Source organism: Moritella sp. Urea-trap-13 (assembly GCF_002836355.1).
Classification (GTDB): Bacteria; Pseudomonadota; Gammaproteobacteria; order Enterobacterales; family Moritellaceae; genus Moritella.
The window spans coordinates 1322705-1340302 of sequence record NZ_PJCA01000031.1 but is presented as its reverse complement, the minus strand read 5'-3'; the positions used below and the strand labels follow the sequence as shown (position 1 = coordinate 1340302).

The window sequence follows — 17598 nt, the reverse complement described above, 5'->3', positions numbered from 1 at the left end:
GGAAAGATCATGAGATTTAATCGCCGTTCAGCCGCTCGTGAAGATGCGCAAATTGATATGACTTCGATGTTAGATATCGTGTTTATCATGCTGATCTTTTTTATTGTCACCAGTTCATTTGTGCGTGAATCCGGTGTTGAAGTTAACCGCCCTCAAGCAAGCAATGTCGTTAGCCAAGCTGGCGCAGGTATCTTTATCGCGATAACAGCAAACAATGATATTTATATTGATAAACGCATGGTGGATGTCGAGCGTGTTCAAGCCACCTTAGAGAACTTATTACTTTCTCAACCAGATGCGTCTTTGGTGATCCAAGCGGATGAACACGCCTTTAATGGTACGGTCGTTAAAGTGATGGATGCCGCCAATGGTGCCGGCGTTAATGGTATCGCATTGGCGGCGGAGAAGTCTTAATGTTACGTTTTTTACTGGCGATACCCTTGGCGTTAGGCATGACGTTGGGTCTATTCACTATGATGGCTTGGATGGTTGATAACGGCCATTCAGGTAAACCTGAAGAATCAAACGCACAGGCATTTGATATTGTCATGGTTGAGCAAGAACGTGATGTGAATCGTCGTCAACGGGCACTGCCTGAACAACCTAAAAATGCGCCACCACCGACAGATAGTGTACCTGTTGCCAATGCCGAATCAACAACCTTAGCCTTGCCTGATATGCCAGTACTTGGTATCGATATGGCCGGTATTGGCGTTGAAGTCGGGTTGCCTGCAATTGGTGAATTTACTGCTAATCAGCAAGCTATGCCCTTGTATCGTGTGGAGCCGCGTTATCCATCTCGCGCCATGAAACAAGGCGCCCAAGGTTGGGTGAAGATGTCATTCACGATTGATACCTTAGGCCGCCCAGTTGATATCAAGGTGCTGGATGCTAAACCAAGACGTTTATTTGAACGAGCAGCAGTGAAAGCATTAAGAAAATGGAAGTATCAGCCCAAATTGGCAGAGGGCAAGGCGATAATGCAAGTTAACCAAACACTGACCTTGGAGTTTAAATTAGAGCGATGAATTTATTATCTTTAACTGTATTTTTAGCTGGTTCTAAAGCCAAATTATACAGAGGTAAAACCAGTTTAAATAAACTACAGCTTAATTGGTTATTAGCGCTGACATGTTTTTTCACCGCATCTGCTTATGCGAGTCCTCCGCAGTTAACGCAATTTATTGCCGGTAAGATCCAAGCAGCGCAGGCTCTGCAGCAGCAAGAACGTTACAGTGATGCTATTGAGCTATTAACGGATTTAACCCCAAGGCAAGACTATGATAAAGCCTTTGTACAACGTGTATTAGGTATTTTTCATTGGCAACAAGAGAATACTCAGCAAGCGGTGAAGTATTTATCCTTAGCGGTTGATAGTCAGTTATTACCTAAACAGCAAGCTTGGGTAACGCAGCGTATGGTCGCCGATATTTTACTTAGCCAGCAGCAGTATAAGCAGGCGTTAGCACATTACTATGTGCTCGTTAATGACTATGCATTAGTCGATGGTGTACTGGTAAATACGGCTTTAGACAGTGATAAAGAAATCGATGTAACGGTAACGAAAGGTAAACAAAAAACATCGAATATCAAGCGCCAAGAATTTACAGAGCTGTGGTTGCGCATCGCCCAAACTCATTACCAATTACGTCAATGGGATAAAGTGCTGAGTGCCGTTAACGCCTATGAAGGTTTAAATAATCAAGGTGATCAAGTACAGGCATTAAATTTACAACTGACGGCGCAATCACAGCTGCAACGCTGGCCAGCAGCTATTGCGACATTAGAGCGTATTATTGCTGTAGAACCGGATAAGTTATTATGGTGGCAACAGCTTGCTGGTTTACAGCTACGAACCTCGCAGCCACAAGCGGCATTAACGACCTTGATTTTAGCTCAACGTCAGGGGCTTAAACTAAGTACAGCAGAGCGTCGTACGTTAGCGCAGCTGTATGTACAACAAGGTATACCGGAACAAGCGGCACTCGAATTAGCATCTTTGGCAGCAGAAACAGCTGATAATGATAAACGTCAAGCCTTGTTGGTTGAACAAGCGCAGTATTGGCAGATGGCAAAAGAATGGCAATACGCCATTAATACCTGGCGTGATGTGGTTAGCTTGTCTGTAGACGGGGTAGGGCAATACCGTTGGCCGTTAGCACAATTACTATTGCAACAGGGGCATTATGATGCTGCGTTATTAGAACTAAATCATGCTGAAATCCAGCAGGATAAGAGTAAGAAAGAGCAGGCAGCTATCGAATTAGCCAAAGTACGTGCTTACTATAAACTGCAGCAATATGACCGCGCGATCACCCACGCCAAGCTTGCGCAGCACATAGTGCCATCAGCGAGTGCCAAAGGCTGGCTTAAATACTTGCAGCAGGTACGTCAGATTAATAGTTAGCACTAACATACATTATAACCCTAAGGCTGTTATTTTAAGCTAATGTCGGATGACTCTCCGGCATTAGTCTCCCGAGCAGGTATCGACTTATATTACAGATATGCCTGTGTTACGAGTACGTCCGACATTAACGGCGAATGTATTAGAAACCGCGTGTCCATAACCGTATAGATTCCTCTTCACTATTTATATGAGCTTATATGACCTAATTCTGGCCCTGCATTGTTCAACGCGAATGATGCGGGACTTTTTTGTGTTTGAATGATTAGCCGCGTAATAAAGCTAATAACGCCAATTCAATAATTTGGGTATCATTTAGCTGCTGATACTTGTCTTGTTGTTTCAGTGTTTCCAGCATGTTTTTGTGGGTTTTACTGAGCTTTAGATAATGGCTATTAGCATCCAATGCGGTCAAATTCTGTGTTTGCAGTGATTCTGTTATAACGCGTAAATAAGCAGGACGTAGGTGAGTCGTTAATATCGTCAAGTATTGCTCAGGATCTTTGCCTTGATATTCAGTCACGGCGATCTGCACGTCGATAGAGACGTTATTATCGATAAAAATCTCATCAAGCTGTTTAGTGGCAATATCCGCGGTCACTTTACGGCTGAGTTTACGGGCGTCATCGTTAGATATTGTAGATGAATCGCTGTTAGGATTTGTCACGTTATTTTTACCTTTCAATGTGGTCATGTAATGTGGTTATGTATAGAGCGTTATTTATTTCTAAATGGCTGCGTTAGCATATTCTGTAGTTGGTATTCCTTGGCGTCACGAAAATACGGTAAACCAATCTGCATCTGTTGATGACCTAATTTAGGTTGCGCTTGGTAACTGCCAAATAAACGATCCCACCAAGGTAAACAAAAACCGAAATTATGATTGGTTTCTCGCCCATTAGTTGAGTGGTGTACCCTGTGCATATCTGGCGTCACTAACAAGTAGCGCAGGTAATGGTCGACCTTAATTGGCAATCTAATGTTGCTGTGATTAAACATCGCGGTCAGATTCAATAACATTTCAAATAATACCACGGCAATCACAGGGACACCCAAGGCAATAATAACGGCAATTTTGATCAGCATAGATAACACTATTTCGATGGGGTGAAAGCGGATAGCTGTGGTGAGATCGATATCTAGATCGCTATGGTGCATTCGGTGTAAACGCCATAGAACGGGAATTTTATGGAATACTCGGTGCTGAAAATAAATAGCAGCATCAAGCAGCATTATAGCTAAAACAACGATTAACGTACTAGTCATTATGTCTGCTTCAGCCATTAGGGTGACTAATCCCCAGTGCTGTTGCTGGGCATACAAGGCGGCATCAAGAGCCAAAAATGGCATCAGTAGTTTTAGGGTGAGATTATTCAACATCACCATGGCAATATTGTTGCCCCAGCGCTGGAGTTTTACCACCGTTAGCGGTCGTTTCGGTTGATAGTGCTCCCACAGGGCTAATATTATAAACAAACCAATAAACGCACCTAGTCGCAGTGCATTGCTGTTGCTGATAAACCAGTCGCTCATAGTTTCTCCTGATGGGCTGTTTGTCGTCAAAGATGTCTTAATGCATTATTGTGCGTTATTGCCAAGCAAAGTGCACTTAATCTTTATTGCTGCAATAGACATATATCAATTACAACTAACCAGTGCTTCCGTAACATGGTGGTTATATTACTACTGTTTGTTATTTGAGGCCTTTATGCACACTATTCCTGATTTTATGACTGCGCAACATCGTCATTGTGATGATTCTTTTATTGCTGCTGAATCTGCAGTTTCGGCAAAAAAATGGCCAGAAGCTGATAGTCAATGGACTATATTTACCACCGACCTTGAGATCCATTTACAACAAGAAGAAACGATTTTATTTCCAGCGTTTGAACAAGCGACGGGGATGACGATGGGACCAACGCAAGTGATGCGTGCTGAACATGCGCAAATGCGTCAATTAGTGGCAGAAATGACACAACAATTGTCTGTGCAGAATAAAGAGCAATTTTTAGGCTTTTCGGAAACCTTAATGATCTTAATGCAACAACACAATATGAAAGAAGAGCAGATGTTATATCCCATGACCCAGGCGCATTTACCTGATGCCGATGCGGTATTACAGCAAGTTAAAGCGTACTCATAATGGCGATAGACTTACAACCAATTCAGCTGCAAGCCATTAAAATACAACCGACTAAACTGCAAGTGATTCAGCTTGATGTCAGTGAGCTCGCTATGCCAGAGCCTATGCGTCAAGTATTACAGGCGTTAGCGGTATTAACGCCTGGCCAGTGTTTGGTTATTCATCATCGTAAAAACCCTACGCCGTTATACCCCAAGTTAGCCGAGTTAGGGTTTGTCTACCGAGTTGATATTGATTATGCAGGTAATGACTCGTCAGCACTTTTCGATAATTCTAATAGTGATAGTAGCAGTGACAAGGCAAAACATGGTGATGGCAGCGGTGAAGATTTAGCGGTTGTAATCAAGGTCACTTTTAAAGCCGATGAATCGGCATTAGCGTCATTTTCCGAGATGGAAGTGGAATGAATCTTACAGGGTTAGATTTTGATAACATACCGCCATTTTCAGTACCGATGCGGTTTTTTTTTGTCGCGCCGGTATTTGCATTAATTAGCGCGTTGATTATTGCTTTTGCCGGGGAGTCAATGTGGTTAAGCCGCTGGCACCCAGCCACTCTCGCGGTTACCCATGCCATGGTGCTCGGCGTTATTTCGATGATCATGTGTGGGGCTATTTTACAGTTATTACCGGTACTGGCAGGCAAGTCTTTGCCAAAGGTTAAGCTGATTTCAACGCTGACACTGGCTTTACTGTCGATAGGTACTTTGTCATTGATGACTGCATTTTTCGCCAATATGTTTGGTTTGCAGAGTAATGTATTTTTTACCCTTGCAGGTGTAACGCTTACGCTTGGGTTCGGTGGCTTTATCAGTGCGATATTATGGCTGATCCGACAGCGAAGTAAGGCGAATATATCAATCAATACTATGCGTTTAGGCTTTATTGCTATGCTGGTGGTTGGCATTATTGCGAGTTTGCTCTTAGCCGATTATTTGTTCGCCAGTCAATTCAATATCACTAAACAACTCACCGATAATCACGCTAGTTGGGGATTAATTGGTTGGGTCAGTTTAGTTATTATTGGCGTTAGCTTCCAAGTTCTGCCTATGTTTCATGTTGCACCTGCTTTTCCGCGGTGGTGCTCGCGTTATCTACCTGGTTTTCTGTTCATTACATTATTGATTTATACGTTAGTCACCTTGGGAATGACTCAATTTACTATTATGACCGTTCTTGATATTGATAGCGGTAGTACGGTGTGGGCATTCATACAGGCTATTTGTACTGGTTTATTACAGCTTGGCTTGATGGTATATGCCGTCACGGCTATGCATTGTTTATACCGACGTAAACGAAAAATTAATGATGCCAGTGTCACCTGTTGGTTTATTGCCTTAGCTTGCTTATTTCTTTGCTGTGCGGTTAGTTTAGTGATTAGCTTAATGATGAGTTCAATAACGAGTGTAGAAGCTTGGTTACTCAGTTTTGGCTGGTCACCGTTAACGTTAGTATCGGTGTTCATCTATGGTTGGATATTAAGTGTGATCATGGCGATGATCATCAAGATTGTGCCTTTTTTGGCATACCTACATCTGCAACGTCAGTGTGGTTTTCATCTGCAAGCATTTGCGCTATTGCCTAATATGCACGAGTTATTGAGTAAGTCGCGTATGCAGTATTTATTATATAGCCATGTGTTTAGTTTATTTGCTTTGTGTATCACTTTATATCATTCCGCGAATTACTGGATATTATCATTAGCGATAGTAGGGCAGTTTGGCTATTTATTATTTTTGATGGCTAAGGTGAGTGGCCGTTATCGTGACATAGCGAGTGCTATCGATGAGGCGTTATTAACTTAGTGCATTAAGTTTTAATTAATGCACTAGGTCGTAAGGTAACTAAAGAGTAGTTAAGTAGCTACGTAACTCAGAGCAGCTAAATAAGCTAACTAGTTTACAAACAAGCTTAAGACGTAAATAGTACCCAGCTATAACCAATAAACATAATTAACAGTACTGCACCAGAAAGGCGACCGAAGCGATAGTTTAGTTTACTGTCTACAGCGATTAACTCATCTGTTTGTTGCTCAGGATTCAAATCAGAACGACGTTTATTTACTGCAAAATAAGTCATGGTGAACGAGATCACCATAAATGCAGTCATAATCGACAGCATTGGAATGTCACGTGTTAATACTTCTGCTGGCAGTTGTAGACCATCACCGATTAAACCTGGGAATGCCAGTACACCTAATAAGTTAAAGGTATTTGAACCAATCACAGTCGCGAATGCAATCTCTGGCATACCACGACGAACACCGGCAATCGCAGCCGCTAGTTCAGGTAAGCTAGTACCAAATGCCACAATCGTTAAACCAATTAATAAGTCGCTTACGCCCATTGCTTTCGCAAGCTGTACACTACCCCAAACCATGATTTGTGAGCTGATTAATAGTACGATCAGCATCGCGATAGTTTCGACTATTGCACGTGTTTGACTCACATCTAAAAACTCTAACTCGCTTTCAATATCATCTTCTGACGATGATTTCGCCAGATAGATACAGTAAAATGCCAGCAATAAGATCAGGATAAGACTATCCCACATGGTAATTGAACCATTCGACATTAATGCGATCACTGCAATAAGTGCGATAACTAGAATCGGTAATTCACGTTTAATAAAACGTACTTGAATTACCAGTGGCATAAACAAGGCACAAAGTGCTAATACTAAGCCGCAGTTGATAATGTTAGAGCCAATCGCATTACCGACAGCAAGGCCTTCTGCACCATTAAATGACGCAATCGCGCTAACGACTAATTCTGGGAATGAAGTACCAAAGGCAATGACGGTCATACCAATAAACATGACAGAAACACCAAACTGTTTGGCTAATGTGGATGATACTAAGATAAGACGGTCGGCACTTACTGTGAGTAAGATGAAGCCAATTAATACAGCTATGATAGGTAATAATAAAGACATAGGATTCTCGTACGAGGGCATTTAGACATAAACAAGCGACACCCCGCCCTCGAAAGTAGGTGTTTACTTGTTCAAGTCTCATCAAACTTAGTTTAGCGCTATTAGCTTTAAACTAGGTTGAATACACCACGACCTGTGGGTCAGTTATGTTGATGTATTCCTTCACATGGTGAAGCGACTACTCCCTCGAATAGATACGCGCATTATAAGATAGAATGGGGTTAACGCAAGCAGAAAATGTCATTAAATTACGTTATTTTAAAAACATCTAGAGGCATAAATAGTTATATCTATGGATAGCCTTATTTAACCTGTAATTTAGTTTCTTAACTGCAAGCTAATTTGGACGACAGCATGGTCAGTACTTTCGCTATCACGCTCATAGATAGGGTTAATCAGGTGACGGTCATAAGTATGGTAGTTACTGACTTCATAAAGACTGCGCTGATACTCAGCATTAAACTCACACGATAATAAGATGTAATCTAATACCGAGCCTTTGTTAAAAAAGTAATGCGTAGCAGGGCGAGGGGCGGGGGTAATACTTGCGACTGCACCATTTTCCGCATGTTGATATAAATGCCAGCTATCTTGCAGGCTGAATTGTTTTACAATATTTTGTGCTTGCTGGTCTGAATTGAAACGTAATGTATTCATGGTTAAATGGGATAAAACACCGTCGCGATCATTATCTAATCGGTCATTGAAATCACCCATTAACATCATCGGATTATTAGTCGCTAGTCGACGTTGGATCATTTGTTGGAATAATAATGCCGCTTCCGAACCGCGCTGCATCGACGATCCCCAGGTTCCACACATCTGCTTGGTGAAGGCATCTAACACTGCTCTAGTCGTTGCTAGTTCGTTATCTTCACTTTCTAACATTGGCCGTTTAGATTTGAAATGCACCACATAGCAATCTGTTGTACCTAAGTGTGGTAATACAATACTGGCGCGCAGTGGTTTGCGGCTAAATTGATATTCTGCTGATAACCCCATGCTCACAGCAAGTTCGCTATCAGGTATGACTGCGGTGATATCTGTGATCGGGTAACGTGAGGCTATTGCTACGACTGGGCTACGGAAAATATAGTCCTCAATAACATCTGCGCTATCGACAACTGCAAAATAGGGGTAATCACATTCTGCCACTAATGCTTTTAATGAATCAGGGCTAAACACTTCTTGAAAACCAATCACGTCAGGCTGATGTTCGGCAAGGTAATCTCGTATCCACTTTTGCTTTTTCTGCCATTGTTGCTCGTCATAGATACGATCAAAATCATAACAAGCAAACGGTGGTTCGATGTAATTGAACAGATTAAAGGTGGCAATTTTTAGCATAGGTAAGAGATACCAGATAGAGAGAAAACAACAGTTATGGTTATAACAAGCTTAGCAGGATGGGGCAAGTAAGTTTTGCGTCCTCATTATTTACAAAGCGCTTAAGGTATGTTGCCTAATAACTAACTCATTATTCGACAGGCTGTTGTCTTACGTGTGTTGCATTATTGAATTTTTATCAATAAGTCATTGATAAAAATTGCTTTGCCCTGTCTTATTATAATTATATTAATGAACCATTATTGTAATTTACTGTAAGTTATTGTAATTGAATGTTCGATGAATTGTTTTCTTAAATGTGTTTGTTAGACTCCGCGCCTTATTAGTCTTTAGAGGTAGTATGATGAACAACAACACGCATTTAACAATGGCAATGACGGCACTTATCAGCAGTTCATTTTCTGTATCCGCCAATGATCATCTATTTACCTCTACAGATTTAGAATCGACCAACAACAGTAACGTGAAACATATTGTCGGTATTGAACAAACGCAGGTGGTATCGACTACGTTAACAGAATCTGAAAGTGAGTTACTCAGTGCTGCAGAATATGATCGCTACGAACGTAACTTTCCTATTTGGGCACAAGAAGCTATCGATTTAGGGCATGAACTACCAAAGCCATATGGTTTTAGCATGACCTATATGAAGATGGAACAGCCATTGGTCGTCGACTCAGTTGCCTTTAGCGGCATTGGACCGATTATTGATGATCGCGTGAAAGTCGGCACATCGACAGCACAACAAGAATCAGAAACACTTACTTTACGGGGTGATGTTTGGGTATTACCGTTTTTAAATGTCTATGGCATTCTCGGTTACACTCAGGGCAGCAGTACAGCGATGGTTAGTCCCGTTGTTGATTGGTGGATACGGGATCCTAAGGAATATGGACCATACGCTTTTGAATTGAATTTTAAAGGTATTACCTATGGCGCTGGCACCACGATTGTTGGTGGCATTGATAATTGGTTTGCCTTGCTCGATGTCAACTACACCAATACCGCATTAGATATTCTCGATGGTGAAATCAGCTCTATTGTCGTCTCTCCACGTGTTGGCTATCGCTGGAAATTTAAAGGTCATGATATGCAGTTATGGACTGGCGCCATGTATCAGAATGTAGAACAAACGTTCGAGGGCAATCTTAGTGACATAGGTGTTAATTTACCGGGTAGATGGGGTAATGGTAAATTTAAAGTCGAGCAACACCTTGAAGACAAATGGAACACCTTAATCGGTGGACAAGCACAAATTACCAACAATGTCGATCTGCTCATGGAAGCAGGTGTAGGCACTCGCCGTAGCATGATGGTCAGCCTAGGGTATCGTTTTTAATGACTGCATCTTTTAATGCTGTAACCCACAACATAGGCCCTAATAAAATACAACTGATTAAAGTGTCTATTTTTGCGTTTGGCGCTATGTTATTAACTGCTTGCAGTCAAGATTGGCAAGTTCGTTCATTACCAACTGATGAAGCTGTCGCTGAAGCACTAACGGCGCAGCCTGATCGGAATGTGCTTGCAAGTACCGAGTTAAATGGATTTTCCAGCTTAGCGATGCCAGGTGATGTAAGACCATGCTGCGCCTTTGGTAATGCGCAAAAAGTCAAAGTTGGAACATTACAAGTGCCGTTCTTTCGTTATGCTAATACGCTTGGTGCCAATGATATTGGCGCACATGCTTTTGATGCGGGTACATTCAGTTATGTAAAAGCCTTGCCAGACGGCAGTAGCAGCGGTGAAAATAATGGCCAGATCTATACGCGACTTGGCGGCTTCATCGATTTAGCCCATGTACGTGACACCGCTGATAACAGCATCATTTTGTTTTATAAAATTTATAAGCAGTTAGGTCAAGAAGCAAGAATAGAGTTACCGCCTGAAATTGGCCCGCGTTACATTCAATTAAAAGCCTTTGACATTGAACATCTTGACCCATTACAGCGCTGGAATTTAGCCGCAGATATGGCTGCAAGGTTAGGCTATTTAATGGCGGAGTCTCATGAAATAGCACAATGGCATGGTTATCGCAGTTGGGCACTTTGGTCTGAGGAAGTATCAGCTTATTCACCTGAAGATATTTACTCAAATATGCTTGGTGCTAAGATCGCATTAGCGTTAATTAGTAATAACTTAGCGATGAACAAAACTTTGTTTAATCAACACATGAACGGCTGGCTAACAGCTGCAATCAATCAACTTGAGCCAGTAACAGCTGAGCAAACTAATGCATTGTTTGATGTGATTGACGGCGATTGGTGGGATTCAAATGAACCATTGCCAAATAAGTTTATGTTATTAAAACGCCATTATGCCTTGGGTGATGTTCAGTCGCCGTATTTGGTGGATAAACAAGCCGCCCAAGCACATGCTCATTGGCCTTTGCTAGCGCCACTCTATTTACCAGGGGAATGTTTGTCAGAGGATCGCCAGCAAGGTGAGTGTCAGCAAGAGCATCAAGCCAAACAATTATCGCTGCCACGTTACAGTCAGGGTATTGATATAGATGTAACGGCAAAATTGTGGTTATTTATTGATGATAAATTTAAAGCTAACTTTAGCCATATACCTGCAAAACTGTGGTCGCATGGTTTTACCAGTGAGCAATTTTTAGCATTGTCTGCATATAACCAGGTTGAAGATGACAAGCAGTTAAAAGCCAAGCGCCTGGATGATAAATCATGAGTCGTTATCGAGCAAAGCTAAAGTCACGGTTACTGCTCTCGGGTTTATTCGTGCTGACGACGGGGCTGAGCGCTTTTGCGGATGACGGCAGTTATATAGATGAAAGCAACTATGTAGATAAAAGCGCTAGCGCCGAGCAAGGTAGTTGGATTGATGGGTTATTAGAGAACCTTGGCGCTGATGGCGAGTATAACCAAGACAAGGTGATTGACTTTAGCGTATTACCTGGACCTTTTTATAATCCAGAAATGTCATTTGGGGTTGGCGTTTCGGCAATTGGCCTTTATCAAGTAGATAAAAATGATCAGGTGAGCCAGCTATCGTCATTAATTATTAACGGTTTTGCTTCTGCTAATGGGGCGCTGGGGGTTGCTGTTGAAAATAAAACATTTTTACAGCAAGATACCCTACGGTTTTATGTTGATGCCGTTATCGCAGATGCACCTGAAGTATATTATGGCCGCGGTTATGATGAAAATAGACTGGACGGTAATAAGGTGACATTTGATAATCAGCAATTATCACTGGCGCCTTCGTTACGCAAACGTATTTCCGTGCAAAGCTTTATTGGTATTGGCATGGATTTTAACTATAGTTCAGCAGATGATATTGATAGCTTGGAATCGACAGTCGATAGCAGTATGTTGATGGAGAGTAGTCGTAGTGTCGGGGTTAACTTATTGGTTAACTATGATAGTCGAGATAGCGTGCTGAGCCCGAGTTCTGGCCGTCTTGTCGAGCTTGATTCGAAGTGGTATCGTCAAGAGTTTGGTAGCCAAGCTGACTTTAATGTTCAATCGTTATTATATAGTGAGTACCTGAGCATAGGTGAGAGCGGTGATGTATTAGCATGGCAAGTTCATGGCCGTTTTACCCAGGGGGATGTGCCTTGGGATCAACTTTCGGCGTTAGGCGGTGGCGGGTTGTTACGTGGTTATAACTCGGGACGCTATCGCGATGAACAAATGTTATTAGCACAAGTTGAATATCGTTTAAATCTGCCTGGTCGACATGGCATGGTATTTTGGGGCGGTGCTGGTGGGCTTGCCGATAACATTGATAAATTATCCACAGATGAGCTATTGCCAACGGCCGGCGTGGGTTATCGGTTTGAAGTAAAACCCAAAGTTAATCTACGCTTAGACATGGGTTTTGGTAATGGGGATTCAGGATTCTATTTTAATGTTAATGAAGCGTTTTAAGCGCATTTATTAACACGTTTAACGGAATTCATGAAAATACAGTTAAGTATTGTTTATAGATCTTAACATGAATGAAATATAATTAGGTTATATATGAAACATGTGACAATTATCACTTTATAGGCAAGCCTGCTGCATTATCATTGTTTTTTAATATTTACCGCCATTTTTAATACTGATATTTATAGTGACGGTTCTCTCCGGTTTTAAGGAATATGCTATGACTACTGCAAACGTTTTTCACCTTGGTATCAATAAAGCAGACTTACAAGGTGCCGAATTGGCTATCATTCCAGGTGATCCAGCACGTGTCGAAAAGATCGCACAGCAAATGGAAAATCCTAAATTTTTAGCAAGTCATCGAGAATACACGGTTTATTTAGCCGATTTAGAAGGTAAGAAAGTTGTAGTGTGTTCAACTGGTATTGGTGGTCCATCGACTTCTATTGCTGTTGAAGAACTTGCGCAATTAGGTGTAACAACATTTTTAAGAGTTGGCACAACTGGCGCGATTCAAAAGCACATTAATGTTGGCGATATGATTGTCACAACAGCCTCTGTACGTCTTGACGGTGCAAGCTTGCATTTTGCGCCGATGGAATACCCTGCAGTAGCGGATTTTGCTGTTGCGACTGAAATGAAAGCCGCTGTAGACGCTGAAGGTATTAAGGTGCATATGGGTGTTACGGCATCAAGTGATACTTTCTACCCAGGTCAAGAACGCTACGATACATTCTCTGGTCGTGTAACACGCCGTTTCCAAGGTTCTATGCAAGAATGGCAAGATATGGGCGTGCTTAACTTTGAAATGGAATCTGCAACACTCTTTACTATGTGTGCAAGCCAAGGTCTAAAAGCAGGTTGTGTTGCTGGTGTTATTATTAACCGCACCCAAAAAGAGATCCCTGATGAAGCAGCAATGAAGCTTGTTGAAACAAGATCGATTAAAGTTGTTGTTGATGCTGCTCGTCGTATGTTGACTGCTTAGGCTCAAAATATTGTCAGCACTTAATTATTGAAATATAAACAGTATTATAAAAATTGTTATAAATAATTAAGCTAAATATTTCGTTTGGGATAATTAAATTTCAAACGAAATATTCCCTCCTGCTTTTATCCAGTACTATTTCATCATCAAATCAATTAAGGATTTACGATGAAAAAGCTACTTATAATGATCACCGCATTTTTTACTCTTAACGTATCAGCTATTACGACTGCAGACGCAGCGGTAGGCTGTAAACGTGCTGGTGGCGTTCAATGTCAAGAGCATGGTCGTGTAGGTAAACCTGGCCAAGTTGTTAGAGCTCCAGCTAAAGTAATCAGAGCACCTAACTACCGAGCACCTATTTATCGTGGTCGACCTGTTGTTGTCGTAAATGGATACCAACGTCCATCTTGGTATCAAAATCCACTATTGATGGCAATTGGTGCAGCAATCATCATTGATGCTGTTAGTGGCGAGCCGAAAACTGAATCGGGCCAGAATGTAGTCATTCTTGGTGAAGGCGACGAACTATCAAAAGTATACGAAAAAGATGACACTGTTTATTTAGTGATGAAGTCATAGCCGTGGGATTAGCTATTTTGACTTAGATCGTTGAATCGAGCATAACCAGTTAACACAGGGTTTAGTCATCAATATAAAAGCCAGTCTACATATGTAGTACTGGCTTTTTAGTTTTTACTGCGTAATCGATTTGTTAGGCATAACTTAATTTGTCAGGCGTAAGTTAATTTGTACAGGAAAAATAAACCGCTTTATCACCAGCAGACCATTGCGGGTATTTATACATAATATCAGTAAATAATATTGAGCTTGTATGTCGGTTTAACCAAGCGCGTAATTTAGGGTAGGGGGCTTGCTCGAACCAGACTTTATCAACACTTGCAAATTGGCGGATGAAGGGAAAAATAGCAATGTCTGCGAGACTAATATCTTCATCAATAAGGTTATTATGTAATCTCAGTAGCAGTTCTAGCTGAGTCAGAAAATGGCTGCCTTGCTCGCGATATTGCGCTTCAGTAAATTCAGGGTGGCGGTCAGCGTATTTATACTTATCTAAAATAGCTTTGAATTCGTTATCATTCTCATCGATCAGTGAGCTGATCTGTTTTTGTAAATTGGACTGGTTTTGGCGGCACCAATCATTGCTGTCATTTTGTGCTAGCGCCCACTGCATAATGTCGCGGCTTTCATCAATGACCTTTTTATCTTGGGTGACTAAAACCGGTACAGTGCCTTTAGGTGAGTAAGCTAACAAGCTCGTTGGTTTATCTTTTAATACCACTTCTCTTAATTCAACTTCAACTTGGCTATAACAAACCGCGAGTCGTGCTCTCATTGCGTATGGGCAACGTCGAAACGAATAAAAAATAGCAGGGCGAATAGGTTGCATTAATAGACTCCAACATAAAACATTTAAGATATTGAGATTAAACTATCTAACGTTGTTTTACTGTATCAAATCATCGCGATATATACATTAAAATGATTATATTATTAGTCTTGTATATACCGCAGGTATGTTAGTATTCGCTCGAGTTAACTGAACAAGTTTAAGGTATTAGATTTTAATGAATGAAAAAATGGGCTTTTCATTACTGGAATTAACATTTGTTATTGTGGTTCTTTCCGTTCTAGCTATGTTTGCTATCCCCGAGTACACCAAAACACACCGTGAAGCGAAAGTCGCAGTGCTAACGGATCTGCGTGGCAAATTAACCAACGCGGTTGATACCTTGAAAACAGCCTCCAACATCGCATCGCGTAAGCAGATAATTAACGGTCAAACGTATGTCCAATATGACGTCAAACAGTACTATCTCGTTTCTGGGCAACTACTACATCCAACTGAAATCTGCCATATCCTCGGATTAACCTCTGGCCCCCTTGTTGAAGGCACCACTATTACTTCAAGTGATGGCATGTATACCTGTAAAAATGTAAGCCCGCAACAGAGTTGGATCAGAATGAATAAGCTGGAATCGACGGACTGCGCATTATCCTATACTGCGCATTATAATAATGAGTCTATCGCTAATGTTGAGATTAAATTGACAGGCGACTGTTTGGAGTGAATTGACACTTAATTTACGCTGTTTATTTATACACCTGTTAACATTTACTTAACCTTGTCTGCTTTCTAAACTTTCGATTATTTGTTTCATTCGAAAGTGATGTGCCGTTTGATTAGAAATACACTTTCAATCAAATACCTATTTGTGAGTATTTGGTGGATATATTGCTGAAACCATTTTAATTTTTGCTCATTTTGAGTGATAATGCCGCGCCTAGTCCGTTATCTATGCATCACGCAAACAGACTAGCGCCATATATTCTATATCTTTTCGATAAAATCTTTAGGAAATTAAACCATGGTAAAACCTGAGAATAACAGTATTGTCATTTTTGGTGCTTCGGGTGATTTAACAAAACGAAAGCTACTCCCCGCGCTTTTTCACCTTTATGTCAATGAGCTGTTACCTGAAGATTTTTCTATTTTGGGTGCGAGTAAAACTGCATTTACGGACGATTCATTCCGTGAAAAAGTAACTAATGATTTAATCCTAAGTGAAGGTATTACTCAGCAACAAGCTGAAGATTTCAGTAAGCATTTGTACTATATCTCAATGAATATGACAGATGCAGACAGTTATGTTGCTTTTAAAGAGCGCTTAGAAACGTTATCTGAAAAACATAATACGGTTGGTAATGCTATTTATTATATGGCTACACCACCCAGCTTATATGCAGCAATTTCTGCCAATTTAGCTAAACATAAATTAAACAAAGATCGTAATGGTTGGAAACGATTAATCGTTGAGAAACCGTTTGGTTATGATCTTGCTTCTGCAAACGAGTTAGATGAGCATCTACATACTTGTTTCCGCGAACGTCAGGTCTACCGTATTGATCATTACCTAGGTAAAGAAACAGTACAGAACTTATTGGTATATCGCTTCTCTAACGGCTTGTTTGAGCCGCTTTGGAACCGTAGTTTCATCGACTATGTTGAAATTACAGCGGCTGAAAGCTTAGGCGTTGAAGAACGTGGTGGTTATTACGACCATTCTGGCGCAGTACGCGATATGCTACAAAATCATTTACTTCAAGTGCTTGCTCTTGTAGCGATGGAGCCGCCTGCGGTAATCAACGCAGATGCGATGCGTAACGAAGTGGTTAAAGTGATCCAAAGCTTACGTCCACTTGAAGAACAAGATCTACGTGATAACCTAGTACTAGGCCAATACACCAAGAGTGTAGTAAACGGCAAAGAAATGCCTGGTTACCGTAGTGAAAAAGACGTTGATGAAGATTCACGTACTCCTACATATGTGGGTATGAAGATGATGATCGACAACTGGCGTTGGAACGGCGTACCTTTCTATGTTCGTACAGGTAAACGTATGCCAGAACGTTTGACTGAGATCGTGGTTCACTTTAAAAAGACACCACATCCAATCTTTGGTCAGAATGCGCCTGAAAATAAACTAATCTTGCGTATCCAACCAAACGAATCAATTCAAATGGATTTTGGTTTGAAAAAACCAGGTGCAGGTTTCACTGCTCAACAAGTATCAATGAGTTTTGACTATAATAGTTTAGAAGAAAATAACCTATTAACAGCTTATGAGCGTTTATTACTTGATTGTATGAAAGGCGACGCAACGTTATTTGCCCGTTCAGATGCAGTTAAAGCATGTTGGGAATTCGTGCAGCCAATCTTAGACTACAAAAAAGAAGCAAAATCTTTATTTGGTTATAAGTGTGGCAGTTGGGGTCCGAATAAAGCAGATGAAATGCTTGAGAAAGATGGCCGAGAATGGCGTTTTTCGAGTGAAGAAGTAATTAACTAATTCTTCACTAATTAA

At 41.1% G+C, this 17598-nt stretch carries 18 protein-coding genes and 1 riboswitch; of the genes, 13 read left to right on the top strand and 5 right to left on the bottom strand.

Annotation, left to right across the window (positions count from 1 at the left end; genetic code table 11):
* The first annotated feature begins 9 nt into the window (after nt 1–9).
* From CXF93_RS14020 to CXF93_RS14010, 3 genes are read left to right on the top strand one after another with little or no spacing between them, the layout of a single operon-like run.
* On the top strand, nt 10–414 hold the full coding sequence (locus tag CXF93_RS14020; RefSeq protein ID WP_101063099.1) for a biopolymer transporter ExbD: 405 nt from the start codon (nt 10–12) through the stop codon (nt 412–414).
* Nucleotides 414–1028: an energy transducer TonB gene (locus CXF93_RS14015; protein ID WP_101063098.1), complete on the top strand. Its 615-nt coding sequence runs from the start codon at nt 414–416 to the stop codon at nt 1026–1028. The genes CXF93_RS14020 and CXF93_RS14015 overlap by 1 nt, the downstream gene beginning before the upstream one ends.
* Nucleotides 1025–2407: a lipopolysaccharide assembly protein LapB gene (locus tag CXF93_RS14010; RefSeq protein WP_101063097.1), complete on the top strand. Its 1383-nt coding sequence runs from the start codon at nt 1025–1027 to the stop codon at nt 2405–2407. The genes CXF93_RS14015 and CXF93_RS14010 overlap by 4 nt, the downstream gene beginning before the upstream one ends.
* Before the next feature lie 265 nt (nt 2408–2672).
* On the opposite strand, the gene CXF93_RS14005 is transcribed toward CXF93_RS14010, so the two are convergent.
* Both CXF93_RS14005 and CXF93_RS14000 read right to left on the bottom strand, forming a co-directional pair.
* Nucleotides 2673–3074: a hypothetical protein gene (locus tag CXF93_RS14005; RefSeq protein WP_101063365.1), complete on the bottom strand. Its 402-nt coding sequence runs from the start codon at nt 3072–3074 to the stop codon at nt 2673–2675.
* Nucleotides 3075–3124: 50 nt separating this feature from the next.
* Entirely contained in the window at nt 3125–3940 is an 816-nt protein-coding gene (locus CXF93_RS14000; RefSeq protein ID WP_101063096.1) for a sterol desaturase family protein, read from the bottom strand.
* A gap of 175 nt (nt 3941–4115) precedes the next feature.
* Here CXF93_RS14000 and CXF93_RS13995 point away from each other — a divergent pair, with 175 nt between their 5' ends.
* Genes CXF93_RS13995 through CXF93_RS13985 form a run of 3 tightly spaced genes read left to right on the top strand, consistent with a single transcriptional unit; the run spans nt 4116 to nt 6354 of the window.
* Nucleotides 4116–4550 carry a hemerythrin domain-containing protein gene (locus CXF93_RS13995; RefSeq protein WP_101063364.1) on the top strand — a complete coding sequence of 145 codons (435 nt, stop codon included), beginning with the start codon at nt 4116–4118 and terminating at the stop codon, nt 4548–4550.
* Nucleotides 4550–4957 carry a DUF2249 domain-containing protein gene (locus CXF93_RS13990; protein ID WP_101063095.1) on the top strand — a complete coding sequence of 136 codons (408 nt, stop codon included), beginning with the start codon at nt 4550–4552 and terminating at the stop codon, nt 4955–4957. The genes CXF93_RS13995 and CXF93_RS13990 overlap by 1 nt, the downstream gene beginning before the upstream one ends.
* Nucleotides 4954–6354: a hypothetical protein gene (locus tag CXF93_RS13985; RefSeq protein WP_101063094.1), complete on the top strand. Its 1401-nt coding sequence runs from the start codon at nt 4954–4956 to the stop codon at nt 6352–6354. The genes CXF93_RS13990 and CXF93_RS13985 overlap by 4 nt, the downstream gene beginning before the upstream one ends.
* Before the next feature lie 106 nt (nt 6355–6460).
* Here the strand turns inward: CXF93_RS13985 and CXF93_RS13980 are convergent, their stop codons facing one another.
* Both CXF93_RS13980 and CXF93_RS13975 read right to left on the bottom strand, forming a co-directional pair.
* Nucleotides 6461–7483, bottom strand: coding sequence for a calcium/sodium antiporter (locus CXF93_RS13980; protein WP_101063093.1), 1023 nt, complete (start codon nt 7481–7483; stop codon nt 6461–6463).
* A 12-nt stretch (nt 7484–7495) separates the two neighbouring features.
* Nucleotides 7496–7669: riboswitch (yybP-ykoY riboswitch) on the bottom strand.
* Nucleotides 7670–7801: 132 nt separating this feature from the next.
* Nucleotides 7802–8830: an endonuclease/exonuclease/phosphatase family protein gene (locus CXF93_RS13975; RefSeq protein WP_101063092.1), complete on the bottom strand. Its 1029-nt coding sequence runs from the start codon at nt 8828–8830 to the stop codon at nt 7802–7804.
* 343 nt (nt 8831–9173) lie between these two features.
* Here CXF93_RS13975 and CXF93_RS13970 point away from each other — a divergent pair, with 343 nt between their 5' ends.
* From CXF93_RS13970 to CXF93_RS13950, 5 genes are all read left to right on the top strand, one after another.
* On the top strand, nt 9174–10169 hold the full coding sequence (locus tag CXF93_RS13970; protein ID WP_101063091.1) for a virulence protein: 996 nt from the start codon (nt 9174–9176) through the stop codon (nt 10167–10169).
* Nucleotides 10169–11521, top strand: a complete 1353-nt coding sequence (locus tag CXF93_RS13965; protein WP_101063090.1) for a DUF4056 domain-containing protein — start codon at nt 10169–10171, stop codon at nt 11519–11521. Before CXF93_RS13970 ends, CXF93_RS13965 begins: the two co-directional genes overlap by 1 nt.
* Nucleotides 11518–12723: a BamA/TamA family outer membrane protein gene (locus tag CXF93_RS13960; RefSeq protein WP_101063089.1), complete on the top strand. Its 1206-nt coding sequence runs from the start codon at nt 11518–11520 to the stop codon at nt 12721–12723. Before CXF93_RS13965 ends, CXF93_RS13960 begins: the two co-directional genes overlap by 4 nt.
* A 220-nt stretch (nt 12724–12943) precedes the next feature.
* Nucleotides 12944–13711: a uridine phosphorylase gene (gene udp / locus CXF93_RS13955; protein WP_101063088.1), complete on the top strand. Its 768-nt coding sequence runs from the start codon at nt 12944–12946 to the stop codon at nt 13709–13711.
* Nucleotides 13712–13879: 168 nt separating this feature from the next.
* Nucleotides 13880–14293 (top strand): hypothetical protein, encoded by a 414-nt coding sequence (locus CXF93_RS13950; protein ID WP_101063087.1) that lies wholly within the window; start codon nt 13880–13882, stop codon nt 14291–14293.
* A gap of 163 nt (nt 14294–14456) precedes the next feature.
* On the opposite strand, the gene CXF93_RS13945 is transcribed toward CXF93_RS13950, so the two are convergent.
* Nucleotides 14457–15122, bottom strand: a complete 666-nt coding sequence (locus CXF93_RS13945) for a glutathione S-transferase (RefSeq protein ID WP_101063086.1) — start codon at nt 15120–15122, stop codon at nt 14457–14459.
* A 178-nt stretch (nt 15123–15300) separates the two neighbouring features.
* Between CXF93_RS13945 and CXF93_RS13940 the strand changes: the two genes are divergently transcribed.
* Both CXF93_RS13940 and zwf read left to right on the top strand, forming a co-directional pair.
* Nucleotides 15301–15804, top strand: a complete 504-nt coding sequence (locus CXF93_RS13940; RefSeq protein ID WP_101063085.1) for a Tfp pilus assembly protein FimT/FimU — start codon at nt 15301–15303, stop codon at nt 15802–15804.
* Between the two features lie 297 nt (nt 15805–16101).
* Nucleotides 16102–17583, top strand: a complete 1482-nt coding sequence (gene zwf, locus CXF93_RS13935) for a glucose-6-phosphate dehydrogenase (RefSeq protein ID WP_101063084.1) — start codon at nt 16102–16104, stop codon at nt 17581–17583.
* Nucleotides 17584–17598 lie beyond the last annotated feature (15 nt).

What these genes read in the sequence shown, in the direction of transcription:
- CXF93_RS14020 (WP_101063099.1), top strand. Translation starts at nt 10, where the DNA reads ATGAGATTTAATCGCCGTTCAGCCGCTCGTGAAGATGCGCAAATTGAT.
- CXF93_RS14015 (WP_101063098.1), top strand. Translation starts at nt 414, where the DNA reads ATGTTACGTTTTTTACTGGCGATACCCTTGGCGTTAGGCATGACGTTG.
- CXF93_RS14010 (WP_101063097.1), top strand. Translation starts at nt 1,025, where the DNA reads ATGAATTTATTATCTTTAACTGTATTTTTAGCTGGTTCTAAAGCCAAA.
- CXF93_RS14000 (WP_101063096.1), bottom strand. Translation starts at nt 3,940, where the DNA reads ATGAGCGACTGGTTTATCAGCAACAGCAATGCACTGCGACTAGGTGCG.
- CXF93_RS13995 (WP_101063364.1), top strand. Translation starts at nt 4,116, where the DNA reads ATGCACACTATTCCTGATTTTATGACTGCGCAACATCGTCATTGTGAT.
- CXF93_RS13990 (WP_101063095.1), top strand. Translation starts at nt 4,550, where the DNA reads ATGGCGATAGACTTACAACCAATTCAGCTGCAAGCCATTAAAATACAA.
- CXF93_RS13985 (WP_101063094.1), top strand. Translation starts at nt 4,954, where the DNA reads ATGAATCTTACAGGGTTAGATTTTGATAACATACCGCCATTTTCAGTA.
- CXF93_RS13980 (WP_101063093.1), bottom strand. Translation starts at nt 7,483, where the DNA reads ATGTCTTTATTATTACCTATCATAGCTGTATTAATTGGCTTCATCTTA.
- CXF93_RS13975 (WP_101063092.1), bottom strand. Translation starts at nt 8,830, where the DNA reads ATGCTAAAAATTGCCACCTTTAATCTGTTCAATTACATCGAACCACCG.
- CXF93_RS13970 (WP_101063091.1), top strand. Translation starts at nt 9,174, where the DNA reads ATGAACAACAACACGCATTTAACAATGGCAATGACGGCACTTATCAGC.
- CXF93_RS13965 (WP_101063090.1), top strand. Translation starts at nt 10,169, where the DNA reads ATGACTGCATCTTTTAATGCTGTAACCCACAACATAGGCCCTAATAAA.
- CXF93_RS13960 (WP_101063089.1), top strand. Translation starts at nt 11,518, where the DNA reads ATGAGTCGTTATCGAGCAAAGCTAAAGTCACGGTTACTGCTCTCGGGT.
- udp (WP_101063088.1), top strand. Translation starts at nt 12,944, where the DNA reads ATGACTACTGCAAACGTTTTTCACCTTGGTATCAATAAAGCAGACTTA.
- CXF93_RS13950 (WP_101063087.1), top strand. Translation starts at nt 13,880, where the DNA reads ATGAAAAAGCTACTTATAATGATCACCGCATTTTTTACTCTTAACGTA.
- CXF93_RS13945 (WP_101063086.1), bottom strand. Translation starts at nt 15,122, where the DNA reads ATGCAACCTATTCGCCCTGCTATTTTTTATTCGTTTCGACGTTGCCCA.
- CXF93_RS13940 (WP_101063085.1), top strand. Translation starts at nt 15,301, where the DNA reads ATGAATGAAAAAATGGGCTTTTCATTACTGGAATTAACATTTGTTATT.
- zwf (WP_101063084.1), top strand. Translation starts at nt 16,102, where the DNA reads ATGGTAAAACCTGAGAATAACAGTATTGTCATTTTTGGTGCTTCGGGT.